This window comes from Cohnella rhizosphaerae (assembly GCF_029525575.1).
In the GTDB taxonomy this organism is placed as follows: Bacteria; Bacillota; Bacilli; order Paenibacillales; family Paenibacillaceae; genus Cohnella; species Cohnella rhizosphaerae.
This window is the reverse complement of the sequence record NZ_JAPDIA010000009.1, coordinates 497,978-517,227: the sequence shown is the minus strand read 5'-3', so window position 1 is coordinate 517,227 and position 19,250 is coordinate 497,978. Positions and strand designations below refer to the sequence as shown.

Genomic DNA, 19,250 nt, shown 5'->3' with positions numbered 1-19,250 from the left:
TTTTACTCCGAACCGAACGCCGAGCACAACGAATCAGGCCATCTCATGCCGCAATTGTTGGCCGCATGCGCCCGCGGAACGCGAAAAAGAGCCCTCCAAAGGGCTCTCTCGTCCGGAGAACCGGGCGGCCGATCGTCGTCCTGCGCTCGCGTCGGCGTGCTCCCGCGTCCTGCCAGCGCGTCAGCGGGCTCCCGCGGACGCGAGCGGCCGTTCACGCCGATCGGGCTTGTCGACCGCTGCACCGTGCGTAACGCCCGCAAACCCGGTCGACCTGGGACGCCCTTTTTTCGGAAATACGAATTTGCGTCCCGTCCACGTCTCGTCGATCTCGCAGTCCTTGACGCCGGAGAGACCGCATGCCGTCCCGATTTTCGCTACGGCTTCTTCGCCGATATCGGTATGCTGCAGCGCGCGGCCCTTCGGCCAGGACACCCAGAGCATGCCTCTTGGCGACAGATGCTTGGCCAGCAACGGCACGCGCGATTCCAGGTCGGCGCGCGACTTCACGAACACATGTATAAAGTCGATCGGCCCTTCCGGCGCATCCAGAAACCGGATACCCGCAGGCGACGGTCCGAGCGAGTTCAGATAGATCAGCGTCGCGCCTTCAAAATAAAGCCTTTGATAAGGCCTAAGCCCTAGTCTCTCGGAGAGGGGTTTGGTCGAATAGCGGGACACGCGAGGTCCTCCTTCTCGTCTGCTTCCCCCTATCATAGCCCAATCCGCGGCCGCCAGCAGTCACCCTTGTTGTCCGGCCGGTCACCGAATTGCGTGACTCCGGTCACGTTCCGTCACCGCATCGCGTCATGTGACACGCTGCTTGATCGGCTTCAAAAGTCCCATCTCCACGCACACCTGCGTGAGCAGCTTCTTGTCCCCTTCGGCGAACGAGACTCGGATCGCCTCCGCGTCCGCCGACAGCACGATGCCGGGGCCGAACGTCCGGTGCGATACGCGCGCCCCCGGCTTCATATACGCGGGCAGTTCGCCTTGCCAAGCCGTCGACGCAGGACGCGCCGACTGTCCGGGACGCCCCGCGACTCTACCGGCGCCGGGCCTTAACGTTCCAAGCGATGCGCCGACCTTTGCTGCGCGTCCTGCGCCGTCCGGGCCCTTCGGGCCGACAGCCCCCCGTCCGCCTGCCCCTTCGCCGCCGGCCTCGCCGTAGCTGCGCACCGCCGTCATGAAGCGCGACTCCTTGACCGCGACGCCGTCCTTTTTCTGGTAGGCGACGAGCTCCAGGTGCCGCTTCGCCCGCGTCATGCCGACGTAAAACAGGCGCACGGCCTCCTCCATGTCCGCCGCATCGCCCTTGTCGTACTTTTTGATGTCTTCGTTCGAAGGAATGACGCCCTCCGCAAGGTCGATCATGTACACCCGATCGAACTCGAGCCCCTTGGCGCTGTGAAACGTCGAGAGCGTCACCGCCTCCGGATCGCGGCTGCGGGACTTGGCGCTGCGCAGCAGCGTCTCGAGATACTTCAGCCGCTCGGCGAAGTCCGTCATCGACGCGAGACCGTCGGCGATATCCTCGAGCGTGTTCAGCACGCCCAGCAGCATCTCCTGCCGGAAGCCGAACCGTTCGCACAATCGCTCGATGGCACGCTCGTAGCCGAGATTGTAGCGGATCGTGCGGATTGCCTGGCGCGCGTTCATCGCCTGCATCCGTCCGAACGTATCCTTGTTTTCCCGCAGCTGCTTCACCTGGTACTCCTTGAGCGGCACCCGCTCGATCAGCGTGTCGAACACGGACGCCGAGGACCCTCCGATGCGCAGCAGCGCCCCCATCTGCTCCCGCGTGATATAGCCGGCGAGCTTCGGATAGATCTTCTCCAGCAGCTCGGGCCGGCGATCCGTGTATGCCATCCGCATGAAGTTGAGCACGTCCTCGACCACCCAGTGGGAAAAGAAGCGCTTGTCCCCGTCCTTCAGGTTAAACGGGATGCCTGCCCGGTCGAGCGCGTTGACGAGGACGAGCGCGGACGTATGGTTGCGGTACAGCACGGCGGTCGTCTTGTCCGCGCCCCGATCCGCCAACGCGGCCGTCAGGTACTTCGCCTGCGCCTTGTAGTCGGCGAGCATGCGCAAGGATACGCGGCCCCCGGACGGATTTTTCGTGTACATCGCCTTGTCGTACCGGTTTTTGTTGCGCCGGATGAAGCGCGCGGCCGTCTCCACGATCTCGGGCGCCGACCGGTAGTTGCGCTCCATCTTGAGCACCTCCGCCGCCGGGTAATGCGACTTGAAGTCGAGCAGGTACCCGGGCTCCGCTCCGCGCCAGCCGTAGATGCTCTGGTCGTCGTCGGCGACGACGCACAGGTTGCCGTGCGAAGCGGCCAGCAGGCCGACGATGCCGAACTGGACGAGCGAGGTGTCCTGGCTCTCGTCGGTCATGAGATAGTCGTATCTTTGCTGGTAGCGGCGCAGCAGCCGCGGGTCCTCGGACAGCGCAAGGTGGCATACCGTGAGCATGTCGTCAAAATCCAGCAGCAGCCGGTCGGTCCCCTCGCGCTTGTATCGCTCGTACGCGCGCAGCAGCTTGTCCGCGTCCTTCAGCTCGCACTTGGCCTCGGCCCAGCGGTCCTCGGGCAGCATTTTATTTTTGATATAGCTGATATAGGTCGTCAGATCGTCCATCTGATCCTCGGTCAGGCTACTCCCGCCGGTCATCGTCCGGTAAAGCTGGCGCAGGATCGGCTTCTTGTGCAGCACCGGCAGATCGGCCGCCCGCAGCTCGTCCTCTTCCGCCTGCTCAAGCTCGCCCTCGATGAGCTGATACGCTTCGCCTCGCGCCCGGTAGTATGCGCGCACCACCTCGAACGCGAAGCTGTGGATCGTCGAAAAGCCGACTTTGGCGCCCGCAAGCTCGGGGAACAGCGTCGCGAACCGCTCCGACATGTCCCGCGCCGACGCCCGGCTGAACGTGACCGCCTTGATCCGCGCCGGGTTCACCCCTTTTTCCGCGATCAGGTAACCCGTCCGCATCATTAGCGTCGTCGTCTTGCCCGATCCGGGCGAAGCCAGCAGCAGAAGCGGCCCCTCGGTATGAAGGACCGCCCGCTGCTGGACTTCGTTCAACTGTACGCCGGCTTCCCGCCGCTTGCGCTCGAAAAATCGTTCGTGGTTCGTCGTCGTATTCATGGTTCGATTATAGCACGAGCTGCCGGAAAACCAGAACGTCCGATCGCAAAAATCAAAGCTGCCGTAGCTGGAATCGCGCGGAGCCAGAGTGGATCCAGCGGCGATTCCGTGTAGAAATCGTTGGAGACTCGGCATGAGATTAAGCAGCCGACTTTGCCTCTTCGCAGGCAGCGGCGTCCGGCTTCGCTCGATTGATTATTCGCCTGCGAACGCCGCGAAGCGGACGCACACCGGCTTGGACACGCTCAGCTCGCTGCCGGTGGGCAGCAGCTTGCCGGTGTCGGCGTCGCGGCTGAACGTCACGACGTGATTGCCGTCCCGGTTGGCGACGAGCACGAAACGGCCGTCCGGGGACACCGCGAAGTTGCGCGGATGCCCGCCGAGCGTTGGCGCGTATTCGACCGGCTCCAGCAGGCCGTTCTTCGGATCGATTCGGCAGACGACGATGCTGTCGTGGCCGCGGTTGGAGCCGTACAGGAACTTGCCGTCCGGGGACAGGTGGATGTCCGCGCAGGCATTGTCGCCTTCGAACGCTTTGGGCAGCGTCGAGATCGTCTGCGCGACCTTGAGCCTGCCTGCTTCGGCGTCGTACGCGTACACCGTCAGCGTGCTGTTCAATTCGTTGATCCCGTAGCCGAAAGGGAGCTGCGGGTGGAAGACGAAGTGGCGCGGCCCCGAGCCCGGCGCGATGTCGGTCTCGCTGTGGCGCTTCAGGCTGCGATTCGCCGGGTCCAGCTTGTACAAAAACACCTTGTCCAGTCCCAGATCGGACACGGCGGCGTAACGGTTGTCGCGATCGACGATAACCGAGTGGACGCGCGCCTGGCTCTGGACGGGCAACGCGCCCTTTCCTTCGTGCCGGTGGAGCTCGCGCGGCGCGCCGACCCCGCCGTCGTCCCGCACGTCGGACACGCCGAACAGGCCGCCGTGATAGCTAGCGGTCATGACGAGGCGGTTCGTCCGGTCGAGCGCGATATGGCAGGCGGTCGCGGGGATCGCCTGCGCCTCGTTTACCTTTTGCAGCCTGCCTTCGGCGGGCGAGAAGCGGTATGCCGCGGCCGCGCCGCGGCGCGTGCCCTCGGCATCCTTGATCTCCGTAAGCGGGTAGATCGTGCGGCTCTCTTCGTTTACGGCAAGGAACGTCGGGTTCTGCAGCCCGTCCGCCTGGTCGAGCAGCGTCAGCGCGCCGGTGCTTTCGTCGTAAGCGCAGGCGTACAGACCAGGTCCCTCCGCGTCCGCATAGGAACCGATAAAGGCAAATGTTCGTGTCGCCGTCAAGGCAAGGCACCTCCAAATATTGCGACTCCAGTCGCGCATGGCCTGCATTTTAACACGATTCGCTGGAGAACGCACGCAGGGACGTGCGGTGAGGAAAGCGGGAGCTGCAGAAAATGGAGCGTAATTGCGGTTGTTACGAAAGTTGGTGAGCGGCGCCAAGCGCGGAGTTGTTTCTGGGTAGACTAGTCTACCAGAGAAGCGGCGCCAAGGCGCGGAGTTATTGCCGAATAGGACTCGTCTGCTAGAGGAGCGACACAAAAGTGCGGAGTTGTTGCCGGATAGGACTAGTGCAGCACGGCGTAAATCATCAATCGATTAAAAGTGCAGGATTTTCACCTCAAACACGCTCTTCAGCGTCGCGGACCGGTCCAGGGTGGTGTAAAGGCAAAAAGTTACTCTACAGCCTCGCGAACCGGTCCATATGGTGCTGTAGAGGCAAAAAGTTACTCTATGGCCTCGCGAACCGGTCCAAAAGATGCTGTAAGGGCAAAAAGTTACTCTACAGCCTCGCGAACCGCTCCATATGGTGCTGTAAAGGTAAAAAAGTTACTCTACAACCTCGCGAACCGGTCCATATGGTGCTGTAGAGGCAAAAAGTTACTCTATCTATGGCCTCGCGAACCGGTCCATATGGTGCTGTAGAGGCAAAAAGTTACTCTACAGCTTCACGATCCGGTCCAGCAAGTGCTGTGCTTCATACCCAAGCTTCGTATTTGATAGATCGATGATGTACGCATGCATGTACTAGTCTGCCATAGGAGCGGTGCCGAGGCGCGGAGTTGTTGCCGGATAGGACTAGTTTGCCACAGGGGCGGCACAAAAGTGCCAAGTTGTTGCCGGATAAGACTAGTCAGCCAGATGAGCGGCACTAAGACGCGGAGTTGTTGCCGGATAAGACTAGTCTGCCAGATGAGCGGCGCCGAGGCGCGGAGTTGTTGCCGGATGATGGGACTTTCCCCCTCCGTCCGGACGCAAAAAAGAGCCGAGACCGCCTACGCGACCTTGGCCCTTCCAATGCTGCGCGCTACAGCGCGCCGCTCTTCCCCGCGGACATCGTCTTCCGGCTGTCTCGGCTTCCCGCCCGATAGACGAGCGAGGAGAGCAGGACGACGACCGCCATCGCCGCGAACATCGTCCGGCCGCCGTATTCGCCGAGGAGCCAGCCGCCCGCCCAGGGCCCGATGAACTGGCCCAGATTGGAGAACGTCTGGGCGCCATAGTAGGCGCCTCGCAGGTGCTCCGGAGCCAGCCTGTCCAGCAGCATCGTGGCAGCCGGGTAGTTCAGGATCTCGCCGACGGTGAACAGGATCATGGCGACGACCTGCAAGGCGAACGTCTCCGCATAGCCGATGCCGGCGAGTCCAATCGCGAAAAACAGGTTCCCCGCATGCAGCGCGAATAACGGCGGGCGCTTGTTCGCCAGCCAGCCGAGCGGAATCTGGAGCGCGATGACGGTAACCGCATTGATCGTCAGCAGATAGCCGAACAGGCGGTCCCCGTGGCCGAACACGCGGTCCAGGTGCGGCGCCATGTTGCCGAACAGCTGGCTGTAGCCGATGCCGACGACGATGCCGCCCAGCAGGAACAGCCGCAGCGAGGCGTCTCCCATGAGGACGCGTCCGGCGTCGGCGATCGTCGCCTTCGCCGCCCGGTTGCCTCCCTCGATGTCTTTGATTCCGAAGCTTATCATCATGCTGTAAAGCGTGATGGCGTAAACGAAATAAATGGCTCCCGTGATCACAAAAGCGAGGCCGCCGTTGCCGAGGCCGAGCCAGACGCCGAGCACCGGCCCGATCGCGACGCCGACGTTGGCCATCAGGTAGCGCATGGAAAATACGTTCATCCGGCGTTCCTTCGGCGTGAGGTCGGCCATGAGCACCTGCGACACGGGCTCGAACCAGGATCGGCACAAGCCGTTCATCAGGCTAAGCAGCAGCAGGACGGCCGGAGAGTCCGTGAGCGCGAAGCCGACAAACACGCCGCTCCATACGAAAAGCGAAGCGAACATGACCAGTCGGCGGCTGTAACGGTCGGACAGCGCGCCGCCGAGGAAGCCGCCGAACGTGGCGGCCAGCGCGCCAGCGCCTACGATAAATCCGATGCCGCCCGGCCCCATGTCCGTATGCGCGGCGAGATACAGCGCGAGAAACGGCATGCTCATGGAAGTGGCGATGCGGGAAATCATATGGCCGATCAGCAGCGAAAATACGATAGGGTGATAGGAGGCTAAAAATCCGCGAAGTTTGTTCAAGCAAGCTGCACCACGATTCTGCGATAGTAGGCTTCTATCATACCGGATCGGGGCAGCGTTGTGGATAGGGAGAATGTTCCATTTTTGAACAAATGATTAATTGTTAAACGATCGATTAATCGTATTGGGCACGCATTAATCTCAAATTGGGCACGCCCACAATTCACATGAATCAATCGATTTTCATAGCCCGAAGGTGGTGCTCTAAATGCAGGACGTAGTCGTCCGCCCACAGTTCGAGCGCGACCGTCGTCCCGTCCGGACGCAAAAACGTCCACGCGCCGCCGCCCTCGGGCAAGCCCGCCCATACATCCGCGATCCGCGCATTCAAGGCGAGCCACAGGCTCAGCACGTCATCGTAGGACGCCGCCTGGTAACGCTGCCCGCTCACCCAATCGTCCTGCGCGTACGGCGTCAACGGCTGCGGCCGCGGCTCGATCCGGATCCGGACGAACCGCATCAGATTGTGCAGCGCCGAGTCGCACAGATGCCCCAAAATCTCGAGCTGGGACCACTTGCCCGGCCCTGGGCGCGCCTTCAGCTCCTCCTCGGATCTGTCCGCGAGCAGCGGCGGCAGCTCCCGCATCCACCCGCGCAGCCTGGCTTCCGCCTCACGCAAAGTCATCGCGTTCGTCATTCAAGTTCGCCCTCTCTCCATTTGGATATGAACTTGATTGTAGCGAATCGCGCGGCGCCGGGGCATGAACGTTATCGATGGCGGCGATCGGCGCAGCCGATGCGACCGTGCCTTGCATACCCCGCCACCCTTTAAACCACCCACTCCCGAACCAGGAAAAAAACGCCTAGGGCGATGTTCAGCCAGCCCGAGAACTTGGCGACCAACTCGTCCTTCCGATGACCGGCCATTTTGCAGCGGCGGGCATCCACGAGGAGGACCAGCATGCCGCCGAGGAACCAGATCGGGATGGAAAATGCGGAATAATTGACGCCATGGCCGAAAATCGGCATCGCTTTCGCCTCCGTTCTCGCGCGTCATTCGGCTTTCATGCCGATGCGGCGTATTTTCATGTCGATTTGTATCTCGTATTCGATCTCCTTGTACATCCGCTGCCAGCGTTCCTTCGTCCTCACGTTCCGGTTCCAGTAGTCCGGCGCTTTGGCCCGTACGTACTCGCCGAGCCCCAGCACATCCGAACCAAGCGCCTGCGTTTTTTCGAGAAACGACTCGATCAGCTTGGTTGCGCCCTTCGTCTGGCTTTCTTCGATATCGCGGATGACCGACGGATCCTGGATGTTCAGGTCGTTGTTAATCTTCTCCTCCAGGTTGAGCTCGAAGGCGGTCTTGAATTTGAAGTAGGGCTTGCCGTCCCGAATCTCGAAGGTCGTCTTGGCTTCCCGGTGCGTGACGTGGGTCATCACTTCCGTGCCCCGCACCTTCACGAAAGCGCTGTAGCCGCCCGGGTTGTTGCCCTTGAGCGCCATATATACGGCGATGTCGAGCGGCATCGTCGCGCCGACCATCCGGCTTCCCTGGAACAATGCGAGCCCCCCGCGTTTCAAGCGTCTGATTTTTCCTCAGCTCGACATAAGGCAGGAACCCTTCTTGCCCCAGCTTCGACTTGCGGCTCCAGAAGATGCCGATATAGTCCTGCGGAAATTTGCCCATCCGAATGCCCTCGTCGAGCGTCGTCATCAGATAGAGCGACGGCACCCGTTCCAGCTTCGGCGAGGCCTTCATGAGCGCGAGCGCTTCTCCCTTGGCCACCATCATCCACGCCATACGGCGCACTTCGGGGTTGCGGTGGAAGTAATCGTTGACGTTTTCCAGACCGAAGCGGGCCATCTCCTCCGAGATCACGATGACGCGCAGATGGCCGAAAAACAGCTTGGCCGACAGCTCCTGCTGCAGGTTCATCAGCGCGTCGTTGACGGAATGGCCTACGACGTCCAGCACCCATACGGTCTTCTGCGGATCGTTGCCGCCGCCGCCGCCCCCGCCGCTCTCGCCGGGACCGAGCGGGATGCGTCCGGGCAAGGCGATCTGCACGCCGACGCGAATAAGGTCCGATGCCGGCGGCCCGAGCCCCTTGACATAGTGGGAGACCGGTTCCTCCTCGCTTTCCGCTTCCGGCAGCGCCTTGTCGATCGAGACCCCGAGCACGATCGCCCGGTCTTCGATCTCCGTTCGATCCCAGCATCCGCACAGGAGCGCCGCGGCCAGCAGCGCCGGACAGAGACGCGACGCGCGGCGCGCGGCCCGCTTCAATAGATTCGGCGCGTCATCGGGATATTGCGCGTTATCGTCCAAGCGCGCTCCCTCCTTTCTTGCGCAGGACGGCGATCAGCAGGAGCAGGCCCGGATAGACGGTCGTCAGCACGAGCCCGATGCGGCCGACGGACACGACGGATTCGTACATTTTGACGATATTGGCCGGCACCATCGCGAGCACGAATACGAAGGGCAGCAGGAAAAACGTAAAAATACGCGGTTCCTGAAGGCGCAGCAGTTGCATGAGCGATTGGCTGGTCAAGTAGTAGCTGGACAGCAGCGTCGTGAAAACGGCGGTGACCCACACGGCCAGAAACGCGCCGTCGAGGCGTTCAAGCACGTTCGCTGGCAACGACGTCGCCTTGGCCAGCTCCAGCGTCGGCCACAGCAGCTCCCCGCGTCTCCTCCGCGCCGAACACGCCGATGACGGCGATGACGATGACGACGTACAGGCCGCCCGCGATCAGGATGGAGTACAAGCTCACCGCGAGCGCCTTGGCGGGCTTGCGCATCCCGGGAATGACGATCGTCAGGACGAACGAGCCCTGGAACAGCGCGGCGATCGTCACGATCCCCTCGGTCATGCCCGCCGGCCGGTTGCCCCAGATCGGCTGCAGATTGAGCAATTCGGCGTTTTTGAGCGACAGGATGATGATCAAGAGCACGGGCACGAGCAGCAGCGGAACGTAAAAGAAATGAATATAGGCGAACGTCGTCATCGTGTTGCGCGCGGAGATGGCCGCCAGCATCAGCATGACGATGACCGTCACTTCGACCGGCGTCTGCTTCAAGACGGAGGTGACGACTACCTCGCCGAACTCCCGGGCGGTCAGAGACGTAAGCAGCGCAAAAAAAACGACGACGCACAGACCGACGGCTCGCGCGGGCCACCTGCCGATCAGGCGCTCGCTGTACTGAATGATCGTTTCGTCGGGAAAACGCATGCCCAGCAAGGCGACGAACAGAAGGCCGACCAGCGCGCAAACGCACGCCAGCAGCGTGACCAGCGGTCCGCCGGTGTTCGCCGCCCGAACGGCGAAAAGCGGCAGCGGCAGCACGCCTACGCCGATGATCGTGCTCACCAGGACTGCCGTTGCCTGCAAGGCGCTGATGTCCCTCGTTGCTTTGGTCATCGTCGTCATTCCTTTGCGGTTGATGGGGGATGGCCGCCGTCTTCTCCCCGGCCGTTCGTCTCGGGCGGCTCGGTCATGTCGGGACCGACGCGGACGCGATTTTTGGGCTTGAGGAATTCGGGCCGTCGCTTCATCCACCAAAGCGGCCCGCGGATGAGCACGTCCTTCATGCCTTCGGCGTTGGCGGGCACGAGCGGGCTTAAATAGGGAACGCCGAACGACTTGAGCGACAGCAGGTGGTTGGCGATCAAGATCAGGCCGATCATGACGCCGTACAGACCGAATATCCCGGCGATGATGATCAGCGGAAAACGCAGCAGGCGAAGCGCCAGCGCGGCATTGTACGCCGGGGTCGCGAAGGAGCCGATCGTCGTGAGCGCGATGATGACGACCGTGATCGGACTGGCGAAGCCCGCGGCCACGGCAGCCTGCCCGATGACGAGCACGCCGACGATGGACAAGGCGCCGCCGACCTGCTGCGGCAGCCGGATCGTCGCCTCCCGCAGCACCTCCATCGAGACCTCGATGATCAGCACCTCGACGACGGCCGGCCAAGGCACCCCCGCGCGGCCGCCGGCGACGGCGACGGCGAACTCGGTCGGGATCAGCTCGGGATTGAACGAGATGACGGACACATAGATCGCGGGAAATACAAGCGAAAATACGAGCGCCACGAGGCGCGCCATCCGGATCGCGCTCATCTGCAAGAACCGCTCGGTATAATCCTCGACCGCCTGATAAAACTGATTGAACACGGTCGGCACGATCAGCGCCAGCGGCGAGCCGTCCACCAGAATCGCGACTCTGCCTTCCAGCAGGTTCGCCACGACTTTGTCCGGACGCTCGGTATATTGGACTTGGGGAAAAGGCGACCATTGGTTATCCTCGATGAACTGCTCCAAATAACCCGAGTCGAGCACCGCATCGATGTCGATCGCGTCGAGCCGTCTGTCGACTTCAGCCAGCAACGCCGGATCGGTCAATCCTTCCATGTAGCAGACGACGACCTTCGAGCGCGTTTTGCGACCGACCGTCAGCTGCCTCGTCCGAAGCTCGGCGGCCTGAAGCCGGTAACGGATCAACGCAATATTCGGACCCAGCGGCTCGACGAAGCCTTCGCGCGGACCGCGGATAACCTGCTCGGTGCCCGGCTGGTCGATGCCGCGCTTGTCGATCTGCCGGGTCCCGATGACGAGCGCCGTCTCCGAGCCTTCCGCCGCCAGTACGGTATCTCCGTGCAGAAGCGCCTCGACCAGCGCATCGAAATCTACCGTCCCACGGCAATCGCTGTGCCACAACGCCTCGCTTGCCAGCCGGTCCAGCAGCTCCGGAGCCGTCCAATCGGACGAATCCAACCCGACGGGCGCGCTCATCGCAGGCTTCAGGATCGTCTCGTTCAAGGTGTTCTGGTCGAGCATGTTGGGGAAATAAAGCATCGCCGCCGGGAACATGCCGAAGATGCGGAATTTGCGGACGGTCAACGTCGTGTCCGTGCCGAAGACGCGCGTCGCCCGGGCAAGCAGCTCGTCCAGCCGTCCGTCCAGCCGTCCGCCGCCCGCGCCTCCGCCGTCTCCGCCGGTCGACGGTCCCGCGTTCCCCGCCGCCCGCTTGTTCCGTCGCGACTTGCGAGATAGAAGATGCGTTCGATTTCCGAACAAAGGCAATGCGCGTCTCTCCCTGAAGGCTGACGTGGATGCAGAGTGTTATGCAGTGTCGGCTAACCGCGGCCGGTTTAAACCGGCCGGTCGAAAGTAGGCCCCGAAGATCCGTTCCGAAACGATGCGCCTAAAATAAAAAGCTCTCCCGGCGATGCGATTGCGCATCTTGGGGAGAGCCCATTGCTTGTGTATTTCGCCCGATCTTCGTCCTGCTTAGCTCATATACGTAACCTGCGTCACTTCGCCTTCTATTCCTTCGGGCAGCGTCACGTTCACCTCGATATCCTCCGGCGCCTCGATTCTAAGCTTCAGCTTGCCGGCGGAGACGAACTCCCAGCTCACCGCGATGTGACCGCCCTGCGGCAGCGGCACGACGCCTTCGGCCCAGGTCAGATCGCAAGGCTGCGGCGCGATATCGACGGTTCGCCACCCGTCAGCTCCCCCGCTTGACGCCGAGAATGCTCGAGCCCAGGAAATAGCCCGGCGCCGCCGACCATGCATGGCAATGGCTGCGGGTCAGCATGTCCGGGTTGCTGCGGTTTTCCGCAAAGTTCGGATACATCTCCCAACAGGTCGTGGCATCGTAGCGCAGCATCTGGCCGTAATTGCGGCGGATGTCGTCGAGCATCAGCGTTTGACGGCCGGCCTTCTCGAGCGCCTCGTAGTAGAAGAACGACATAAACGGGCTGCCGATCTGTACGAAAGCCGGCGGCGGGGACGACAGGTAGCCTTCGATGACGGCTTCGCGTTCGCCCTGCGCAACCCCGCACAGATAAGCGACGACCTGCGTCTGCATGCTGTATACGTCCGAACGGCGCCCGTCCGCGTGGATGCAATCGATATAAGCGCGCTTTTCCTCGTCCCACAATACCGCGTTGATCGTCTCGGCCAGAAGGTCGGCGCGCGCCGCGAACGCGTCTGCCTCTTCGGTTGCGCCGGCCGCGGCGGCAAGCGCCCGCGAATCCCGAAGCGCCTTGACGAGGAACAGGTTCTGGTGGGTGACGATGCCTTCGTTCGGCTGGTCGATCGGCGCCCAGTCCAGCAGATTCCAGCCCGCCATGTTCAGCAGGCCGCTGTCGTCGATGTGTTCTAAATAATGCGTCAGCGTGTGCTTCACCTCAGGCCAGATGCGGGCGGCGAAGGCTTCGTTGCCCGTATGCGCGGCATATTCCCGGCAAGCGAGAATCCAGAAGAACGTCCAGTTCGGGATGACGCTGCTCCATGCGCTCGGCACCTGGTCGAGATAAAGCGGCGTCTCGTCCGCCGAGCCCGGCACGAGATTCAGGCAGCGCTCCACGATCTCGGTCTCGCCGAAAACGTAATAGTTGACCAACGCCTCGTTGCGGCTGTCGCCCACCCAGAACACCTGTTCATAGGACGGGCAGTCGACGAACGTGTCCTCCATGCACAATCTGGTGGTATGCCTGCTGATCTCCCACGTTGCGTTCAGCAGCGCGTCGGAGCAGCGGAAGCTGCCTTGTTCCGCGACCGGGTACGTGCTCTGGCGGATATAAATCTCGTGCAGCTTCACCGGCGCGGTATTGCCTCTGACGGTCAGGAACAAGTACCGGAAACCGCGGCGCACGGGGGACACGTACGATTGTCTGCCTTCGCGGCAAATATAGCGGAACGTGTTGTCGAGCCCGTACGTGTGCTGCGTGTAGCCTTCTCTCATATATTCGACGCCATAGGCATCGATGATCGTACCGGCGGGCGCTTCAAGCTCGAAGCCGATAAACCCGGAGCGCTCCGCGCCCAGATCGATGACGAGCTCGCAGTCTCCGTCCTCGAATACGGGCAGGACGCCCGGCTCGGGAACCGGCAATATCGCGTTCAGAACGGATCTCGGCACCGCCCTGCGTTCGGCGAGCGTCCGCCATACGTTAGATCCGAACACGTTTTCCTCCGTATAAAGCGAAGGCTCGAACGGCTTGACCCAGGAAGCGAACGCTTCAAGCGCGGCGGCGGTAGGCGCGGCTTCCGGCAGCGCCCGATAATCCGGATGGTCCGTCTGCATCCGTCTGCCCGGGCGATGATCGATGTATTCGGACTGGTCGAACGTACCGATCGTCGCCAGCGGCACGCCCTTGTCGCCGGCCGGCGAGCGCAGCGTGAACGCCGCTTCGCTGTCGATGGCGAAATGGCTGCTGCCGCCATGGTCGGAGCTCGTAATATCGACAAGAACCAGATGCTCGCCTGCAGCGAGGTTCAAGCTGTAATATCGCTCCGGCTGTACGCCCGTCCACTCGGTTTGCAGGACGCCGTCGACCCATACGCCGCTCCCCCCGTACGCCGGTCGGGAATCCGAGCGTGACGACGCCGCTTGTCTCGAGCGTGAGGATCGTCGCCACATAACCGCAGTAGGAGACGGGGTTCGCATGGTTAACGCTCTCGGGCACCATTTGATTGCGCAGATCCAGCGCGGCTGCGTACTTGGGCGCCTTCACCCGGCTAAGCGACTGGATCGAGGCGGGATACAGCTTTTCTTCCGTCAAAAAAGGAATATCGCGCGGAACGAGCGAGGTCCAGGGCGCCGTGCCTGCTGGTCCGATCGATCGGGCTTGCGCCCAGCCGCCGTCGTCGAACGCCGGAAGGGCCCAGTCTTCCGCCAGCTCGCGCGCGTCGATGACTTCCCCCGAATCCCTGCTGGCAGGCCATCCGAGGGGAATTGGAACGCTGTCCGCCCAGCCGCTCCGTCCGCCATGCGGCATCCGTCGCCGCAAGCGTGCGGCCATCGGCTTCGATCTCGGCGATCAGCCCGCCGCGTCCGCGCAAGTAATAAAAGTTCGACACGCCGAAATGAAGCACCAGCACCGCGATCGTATTGCGGACGCCCGGGCGCAGCTGCCCGCCGATGTCGTACGAATCGTAAAACTGCTCCTTCGGCCAGGAGCGCACGGGGCCTCTCCCCACTTGCTCGCCGTTCACGAACAGTACGTATCGCGAATCCGCCGTTATATGAAGCATGGCCGGTCCCTCGACCGACGCAGGCGCGTCGAAGCTTCCCCCGGAAGCACCGCCACTCGTTGCGCGGACTCTCCTCTTGTCCTCCCCAAATCCACGAAGCGTTCCAATTCCTGCCTGCCATCGCGCTGCCTCCATCCCCGGCCTCCGGCCGTATGTGTTCCTATCCTTCATTGTAGCCGCGCGACCACGCAAGAAAAGGGTTGATCGTGCCATCTAGACGGTGTATCCTGCCATCATAAGCAGTTGAAAGGATGGCGCGGTTCGCCGGCATGCGCGGAGGTGCGGAAGACGCATCGCCTTCACGACATCAGGGGATCGGGCTGGCCGGCGCAAATCGATATAGCGGGAGCTGTCGCGCGATGATCAAGCAGAGAATCGAAGTAACGCCCTCCCACATCTTTTTTTGACGGGGAGCTGCCGTTCTACATCAATCGCGTTTCCGAATCGTACGAGATTGGTTACCATGCCCACGAGTTTACGGAGATCAGCTACGTCGGCGAAGGCGAGGGGCATCAATACATCGGAGAAGAGCGGCTGCGCGTTCGCCGCGGAGACCTGTTCACGCTGCCGTTGGGGGCCTCGCATGTGTTCCGCCCCAGCTCGGCGAACGCCGGCAAGCCGCTTGTCGTATACAATTTTATCTTCGAGGCCGAACGCATGGCCGAAGCGCTGCGCGGCTTCCCGGGACTCGATCGGCTTGAGCGCGCGCTGTCCTGTCTGGACCTTGCGCCGGGAGACGGCGGCTGGCGGAAATTGCAGGATCGTACGGGCGCCTTCGAAGCTTTTTTCTCGACGGCCTACGCGGAGTTCGCGGGGCGGCGGACAGGTTACCAGACACGTATTTATGCGCTGTTCGTCGTGCTGCTGACGGAGATCGAACGAAGACTCGCGGACGAGCCGGAAAACACGCGCACAGGCCATGCTGGCGGCATCGAGGACGCGCTCGCCTTCATTCGCGCCTCCCTCGCCTTGCCGATCACGGCGGCGCGGGCAGCCGAGGCGGCCGGCTTGAGCGAACGGCATTTTTACCGGCTGTTCGCCAAAGCGACGGGACTCACCTTCAGCTCGTATGTCCAGCGTCTGCGGATCGAGCGGGGCTGCGAGCTGCTGCGGCATACGCGGCTGTCCGTTCAGGAGATCGCGGAGTCGGTCGGCTATCAGGACAGGGGCCACTTCCTCGATGTGTTCAAAAAAATAACGGGACTTGCGCCCCGTGCATACCGTTCGTCCTATGAGAAGCTTCCCGATGAGGGGGGCGCGTGGGTGAGGGGATGTGATCGCGCGGGGCATAGGGTGCTGTAGAGGCAAAAAGTTACTTTACAGCCTCGCGAACCGGTTCATATGGTGCTGTAGAGGCAAAAAGTTACGCTACAGCCTCGCAAACCGGTCCATAGGGTGCTGTAGAGGCAAATAGTTACTTTACAGCCTCGCGAACCGGTCCATAGGGTGCTGTAGAGGCAAATAGTTACTTTACAGCCTCGCGAACCGGTCCATAGGGTGCTGTAGAGGCAAAAAGTTACTTTACAGCCTCGCGAACCGGTCCATAGGGTGCTGTAGAGGCAAAAAGTTACGCTACAGCCTCGCAAACCGGTCCATAAGGTGCTGTAGAGGCAAATAGTTACTTTACAGCCTCGCGCCGGTCCAAATGGCCTTTTCTGAAGTTGTTGGGATGTCGCGTTCTTTGGGAGCACAGGTCCTCACTGCCAACATTTTAAAAGCTTTTGAAAATCAACTCCGGCAGCGCCGCCGTTAAGCCTGTATCGCCGGCCAGGAATCCGCCCGCGCGCTTGCGCCAGCAGGTGACGACCACTTCCCGGCTCTCGCCTGGCAGCAACGTAAAGTACAGGTCGTCGGCCGCCATCCACCAGCCGTTCGTGGTCTCCTCCGCATGCACGTGCAGCGCCGCATGATCGCCCGAATTCGCGAGCCTGAAGCGCCGCGCGACAGCTTCAAGCCGCCCGGCTCGCGCTCGGCCGAATTTCGCCGCCCGCCCCTCCCCCTGCCGTCCCATTTTCTTCCTTCGCACAGTCGCCTTCCGAGATCCAATCGCCCTCCGCCATCCAATCGCCAAGCGGCGTGGCCGCCAGACGCCCCCCTGTCGCCTATCGCCAGCGCAGGCGCATAAATAGCCCGCTCCAGCGCGGAGAAAAATAATCGTTCGCATGCAGCAGCGCGCCCGCCGAATCGAACAGCTCGAGCCGCAGCAGAAACAGCGAACCGAACGCTTCCGTCACGAGCGCGTGCAGGTCGCCCGCATGCGCCGCGTGCTCGCCGTCGACGCTGACGGCGTCCGACTGCGCGTGCAGCAGCTCGCCGTCCATACCGAGCAGTCGGCTGCGTACCGTCAACCCTTCCGTAGCCGAATGCGCGCCCGCGAACAGCTTGACCTCGAACGTTTCCCCGGTCCGGAAATTCAGACGCCTGTACTCCGCCGACGCAAAGAACGGGCCGTACGCCCGAAGCGTCCAATAATAGGCCATCTTGCTCTCGCCGTAGTAATCGACCAGGCTTGTGCTCGAGGCGTTCGGGTACGGCTCGTTCAACTGCCAGATGACGCTGCCGCTGTTCCTGAATTGACGCCGCCGGTTCGCCTCCAGCACGTAGCGCAGCCCCTCGGCCTGAATCCACTGGCTCGCGCGGCTGAAGACGCCGATCTCGGACGCGACCTCCGCGCCGAACAGCTCGATATCCCGATCGTACGTGTCCCACCATTCGCCGTGATGACGCCAGACGAGACTGTCGTTCATCGAGACCGGCCGCAGCTCGGACGCCGGCAGAAACTTTTTCAAACTCTTGACCGCGCTCACGCCGTCGACGCCGAATTCGCTGTGGAACAAGTTGTCCACGTCCGAATACAGCTCGTAGTGACCCGGATTGCCCTGGTATTTCCAATGGCCGTGCACGTCGTGGCTGACGCCCTTCTCCGGCGTAATGTACTGCACCGGACCCGACGCCGAAGTCGGCAGGAAAAGCCGGCGCGGATCGTTTGTCTCTACGAGCGCCTTCAGCATCGCCAGATTCGCGTCCTCGCAGGTCGAAGGCAAGTTAGGCTCGCTCATCAGCTCGTTGCCGCCGCTCCAGACGGTCAGCGACACATGATTGCGCTTCGCCTTCAAGGCGCTCGCGGCGGTCAGCGCGATCAGCTCGAGGAACGCCGAGCGCTTCGAAGGAACGTTGTCGATGCCCGAGCTCGACTGGATGAACTCCTGCCATACCAGAAGACCGTGGCGGTCGCAAAGCTCGTAAAAACACGCTTTTTCGATAATGCCGCCGCCCCACACGCGTACCAGGTTTACGCCCGCACGTTTCATAAGAAGCACGTAATATTCGTATTGCTCCGGCGTCACGTTGCCGTACAGGTGATCGAGCGGCGTCATGTTCACGCCCCGGACGTAGATGCGCTTGCCGTTCACGACGAACGTATAGGGCAGGGCATCTTCCGGACTCTCCTCGTTTTGCGCGTAGGAGAGGGAACGGATGCCCGTCTTGAACGCGCGCGTGTCCATGACGCTCCCGTCCTCAAGCAGCGTCAGCCGCACGTCGTACAACGGCTGCTCGCCGTAACCGTTCGGCTGCCACAGTCTCACCTGATCGATGGGGATACGAAGCTCTCCCGTCCTGCCGTCCGCGCCGATCGGCGCTTCGCTGCGCGCGATGAAGACACCTTCCGGGTCGGTCACGTCAATGCGCAGCGTCAGCGTTTGCGCGTCGTTATCCTTTGCGTCTTCGGCGTTCTCTTCCGCCTCTCGCTCCCCGCCCCCCGTCAGCATCATCCCGCACCGCGAAGCTGCGGACCGCCGCCGTCACGAGAATCTCGCCCGTCCCGGCGTCCGGATCGGCGTCCGTCGCGACCGAGACGTCGTCGAGCGTCCAGGCCTCGTGCACGCGCAGCAGCACGTCGTCCCAGATGCCGATATTGACGAGCCGCGTGGAGAAGTCCCATTTATAGTTGAACCTGCTTTTTTGCGTATGCGTCCGCGAGGTCATCCCGATCTGCGACATCTCGTCCGGGGCGTGCTTGAACATGACGGTCACTTCCATTCGCTCCTGTCCGCGCGCAAGCTCGGTCACGTCGAAGACCGCCTCGTGGTACATGCCTTCGTGCTCGCCGAGCAGCCTGCCGTCCGCGAACACCTGCGCTTCATAGTCGAGCCCCTTGAACACGAGCTCGGTCCGCCCGCTCCCCGGTTTCGGACAAGCGACGGAGGCGCGGTATACCCACCAACGGTTTTCCACCCATTCGCACTTCCAGCTATTCAAGCCGAACCACGGGTCCTCGATCAGTCCCGCGCGCAGCAATTCCGCATGCACGCCGCCCGGCACCGTCGCCGGCATCCAGTCGGTCACGCCCAGCAGCTCCTGGCCGATCTCCATGCTGCTCACCTTGAGCGGCACCCACGGCCAATAGCCTTTGACTTCCCACTTCTCGCCGTTCAGCAGCCATTCCTTCATCTCCAGCTTCCGCCCCGTTCCTCGTTCGTGCGTCATCGTTCGCCCCCATCATAGAGCATTGCCCAATGCGCATCAATTGACAAACGGCTTGACAAACTTCAAAGTGTAAAGCAATAAAAGCCACTAACGATCCGAGGGCT

General features: G+C 62.1%; 17 protein-coding genes and 2 pseudogenes. 1 reads left to right on the top strand and 18 read right to left on the bottom strand.

All coding sequences use genetic code 11. The annotated features are described in order from the left end of the window. Positions 1-180: 180 nt before the first annotated feature. From OMP40_RS36570 to OMP40_RS36515, 15 genes and pseudogenes are all read right to left on the bottom strand, one after another. Positions 181-678, bottom strand: a complete 498-nt coding sequence (locus OMP40_RS36570; protein WP_277538909.1) for a hypothetical protein — start codon at positions 676-678, stop codon at positions 181-183. 126 nt (positions 679-804) lie between these two features. Continuing rightward, entirely contained in the window at positions 805-3,141 is a 2,337-nt protein-coding gene (locus tag OMP40_RS36565; RefSeq protein WP_277538907.1) for an ATP-dependent helicase, read from the bottom strand. Between the two features lie 195 nt (positions 3,142-3,336). Continuing rightward, positions 3,337-4,419, bottom strand: a complete 1,083-nt coding sequence (locus OMP40_RS36560; RefSeq protein WP_277538905.1) for a lactonase family protein — start codon at positions 4,417-4,419, stop codon at positions 3,337-3,339. A 1,024-nt stretch (positions 4,420-5,443) separates the two neighbouring features. Then, on the bottom strand, positions 5,444-6,670 hold the full coding sequence (locus OMP40_RS36555; RefSeq protein ID WP_277538903.1) for an MDR family MFS transporter: 1,227 nt from the start codon (positions 6,668-6,670) through the stop codon (positions 5,444-5,446). Between the two features lie 172 nt (positions 6,671-6,842). Beyond that, complete coding sequence (locus tag OMP40_RS36550) at positions 6,843-7,307, bottom strand: DinB family protein (RefSeq protein WP_277538901.1); 465 nt, start codon at positions 7,305-7,307, stop codon at positions 6,843-6,845. A gap of 131 nt (positions 7,308-7,438) precedes the next feature. Further along, a complete protein-coding gene (locus tag OMP40_RS36545; protein ID WP_277538898.1) occupies positions 7,439-7,639 on the bottom strand; it encodes a CLC_0170 family protein in 201 nt (66 codons plus the stop codon). A gap of 24 nt (positions 7,640-7,663) precedes the next feature. Next, positions 7,664-8,137 (bottom strand): Ger(x)C family spore germination C-terminal domain-containing protein, encoded by a 474-nt coding sequence (locus OMP40_RS36540; RefSeq protein ID WP_277538896.1) that lies wholly within the window; start codon positions 8,135-8,137, stop codon positions 7,664-7,666. 133 nt (positions 8,138-8,270) lie between these two features. Beyond that, positions 8,271-8,792: pseudogene (locus tag OMP40_RS43255) on the bottom strand (Ger(x)C family spore germination protein); the annotation flags it as partial. Positions 8,793-8,928: 136 nt separating this feature from the next. Next, positions 8,929-9,252, bottom strand: coding sequence for a GerAB/ArcD/ProY family transporter (locus OMP40_RS40915; RefSeq protein WP_338131375.1), 324 nt, complete (start codon positions 9,250-9,252; stop codon positions 8,929-8,931). Next, positions 9,233-10,033: a GerAB/ArcD/ProY family transporter gene (locus OMP40_RS36535; RefSeq protein ID WP_338131374.1), complete on the bottom strand. Its 801-nt coding sequence runs from the start codon at positions 10,031-10,033 to the stop codon at positions 9,233-9,235. The genes OMP40_RS40915 and OMP40_RS36535 overlap by 20 nt, the downstream gene beginning before the upstream one ends. A gap of 5 nt (positions 10,034-10,038) precedes the next feature. Further along, complete coding sequence (locus tag OMP40_RS36530; protein WP_277538893.1) at positions 10,039-11,691, bottom strand: spore germination protein; 1,653 nt, start codon at positions 11,689-11,691, stop codon at positions 10,039-10,041. Between the two features lie 213 nt (positions 11,692-11,904). Next, entirely contained in the window at positions 11,905-12,192 is a 288-nt protein-coding gene (locus OMP40_RS36525) for an alpha-L-rhamnosidase C-terminal domain-containing protein (protein ID WP_277538891.1), read from the bottom strand. Beyond that, the gene (locus OMP40_RS36520) at positions 12,125-14,044 is read right to left on the bottom strand and encodes a family 78 glycoside hydrolase catalytic domain (RefSeq protein WP_338131373.1); all 1,920 of its coding nucleotides are present in this window, start codon (positions 14,042-14,044) and stop codon (positions 12,125-12,127) included. The genes OMP40_RS36525 and OMP40_RS36520 overlap by 68 nt, the downstream gene beginning before the upstream one ends. After that, positions 14,037-14,093: pseudogene (locus tag OMP40_RS40910) on the bottom strand (hypothetical protein); the annotation flags it as partial. The gene OMP40_RS36520 and the pseudogene OMP40_RS40910, both read right to left, overlap by 8 nt. A 49-nt stretch (positions 14,094-14,142) precedes the next feature. Continuing rightward, positions 14,143-14,658, bottom strand: a complete 516-nt coding sequence (locus OMP40_RS36515) for a hypothetical protein (RefSeq protein ID WP_277538887.1) — start codon at positions 14,656-14,658, stop codon at positions 14,143-14,145. A gap of 414 nt (positions 14,659-15,072) precedes the next feature. Here OMP40_RS36515 and OMP40_RS36510 point away from each other — a divergent pair, with 414 nt between their 5' ends. After that, a complete protein-coding gene (locus OMP40_RS36510; RefSeq protein WP_338131402.1) occupies positions 15,073-15,960 on the top strand; it encodes an AraC family transcriptional regulator in 888 nt (295 codons plus the stop codon). A gap of 409 nt (positions 15,961-16,369) precedes the next feature. Here the strand turns inward: OMP40_RS36510 and OMP40_RS36505 are convergent, their stop codons facing one another. From OMP40_RS36505 to OMP40_RS36495, 3 genes are all read right to left on the bottom strand, one after another. Continuing rightward, on the bottom strand, positions 16,370-16,669 hold the full coding sequence (locus tag OMP40_RS36505; RefSeq protein WP_277538885.1) for a glycoside hydrolase family 2 protein: 300 nt from the start codon (positions 16,667-16,669) through the stop codon (positions 16,370-16,372). 91 nt (positions 16,670-16,760) lie between these two features. Further along, entirely contained in the window at positions 16,761-18,431 is a 1,671-nt protein-coding gene (locus tag OMP40_RS36500; protein WP_277538883.1) for a glycoside hydrolase family 2 TIM barrel-domain containing protein, read from the bottom strand. Then, the gene (locus tag OMP40_RS36495; protein ID WP_277538881.1) at positions 18,370-19,146 is read right to left on the bottom strand and encodes a glycosyl hydrolase 2 galactose-binding domain-containing protein; all 777 of its coding nucleotides are present in this window, start codon (positions 19,144-19,146) and stop codon (positions 18,370-18,372) included. Before OMP40_RS36495 ends, OMP40_RS36500 begins: the two co-directional genes overlap by 62 nt. Positions 19,147-19,250 lie beyond the last annotated feature (104 nt).

Excerpts from the sequence above, each read along its gene's own strand:
- OMP40_RS36565 (WP_277538907.1), bottom strand. The coding sequence starts at position 3,141 with ATGAATACGACGACGAACCACGAACGATTTTTCGAGCGCAAGCGGCGG.
- OMP40_RS36550 (WP_277538901.1), bottom strand. The coding sequence starts at position 7,307 with ATGACGAACGCGATGACTTTGCGTGAGGCGGAAGCCAGGCTGCGCGGG.
- OMP40_RS36545 (WP_277538898.1), bottom strand. The coding sequence starts at position 7,639 with ATGCCGATTTTCGGCCATGGCGTCAATTATTCCGCATTTTCCATCCCG.
- OMP40_RS36540 (WP_277538896.1), bottom strand. The coding sequence starts at position 8,137 with ATGCCGCTCGACATCGCCGTATATATGGCGCTCAAGGGCAACAACCCG.
- OMP40_RS36535 (WP_338131374.1), bottom strand. The coding sequence starts at position 10,033 with ATGACCAAAGCAACGAGGGACATCAGCGCCTTGCAGGCAACGGCAGTC.
- OMP40_RS36525 (WP_277538891.1), bottom strand. The coding sequence starts at position 12,192 with ATGCATGGTCGGCGGCGCCGGGCTATTTCCTGGGCTCGAGCATTCTCG.
- OMP40_RS36520 (WP_338131373.1), bottom strand. The coding sequence starts at position 14,044 with ATGTGGCGACGATCCTCACGCTCGAGACAAGCGGCGTCGTCACGCTCG.
- OMP40_RS36515 (WP_277538887.1), bottom strand. The coding sequence starts at position 14,658 with ATGCTTCATATAACGGCGGATTCGCGATACGTACTGTTCGTGAACGGC.
- OMP40_RS36505 (WP_277538885.1), bottom strand. The coding sequence starts at position 16,669 with ATGGGACGGCAGGGGGAGGGGCGGGCGGCGAAATTCGGCCGAGCGCGA.
- OMP40_RS36500 (WP_277538883.1), bottom strand. The coding sequence starts at position 18,431 with ATGATGCTGACGGGGGGCGGGGAGCGAGAGGCGGAAGAGAACGCCGAA.
- OMP40_RS36495 (WP_277538881.1), bottom strand. The coding sequence starts at position 19,146 with ATGACGCACGAACGAGGAACGGGGCGGAAGCTGGAGATGAAGGAATGG.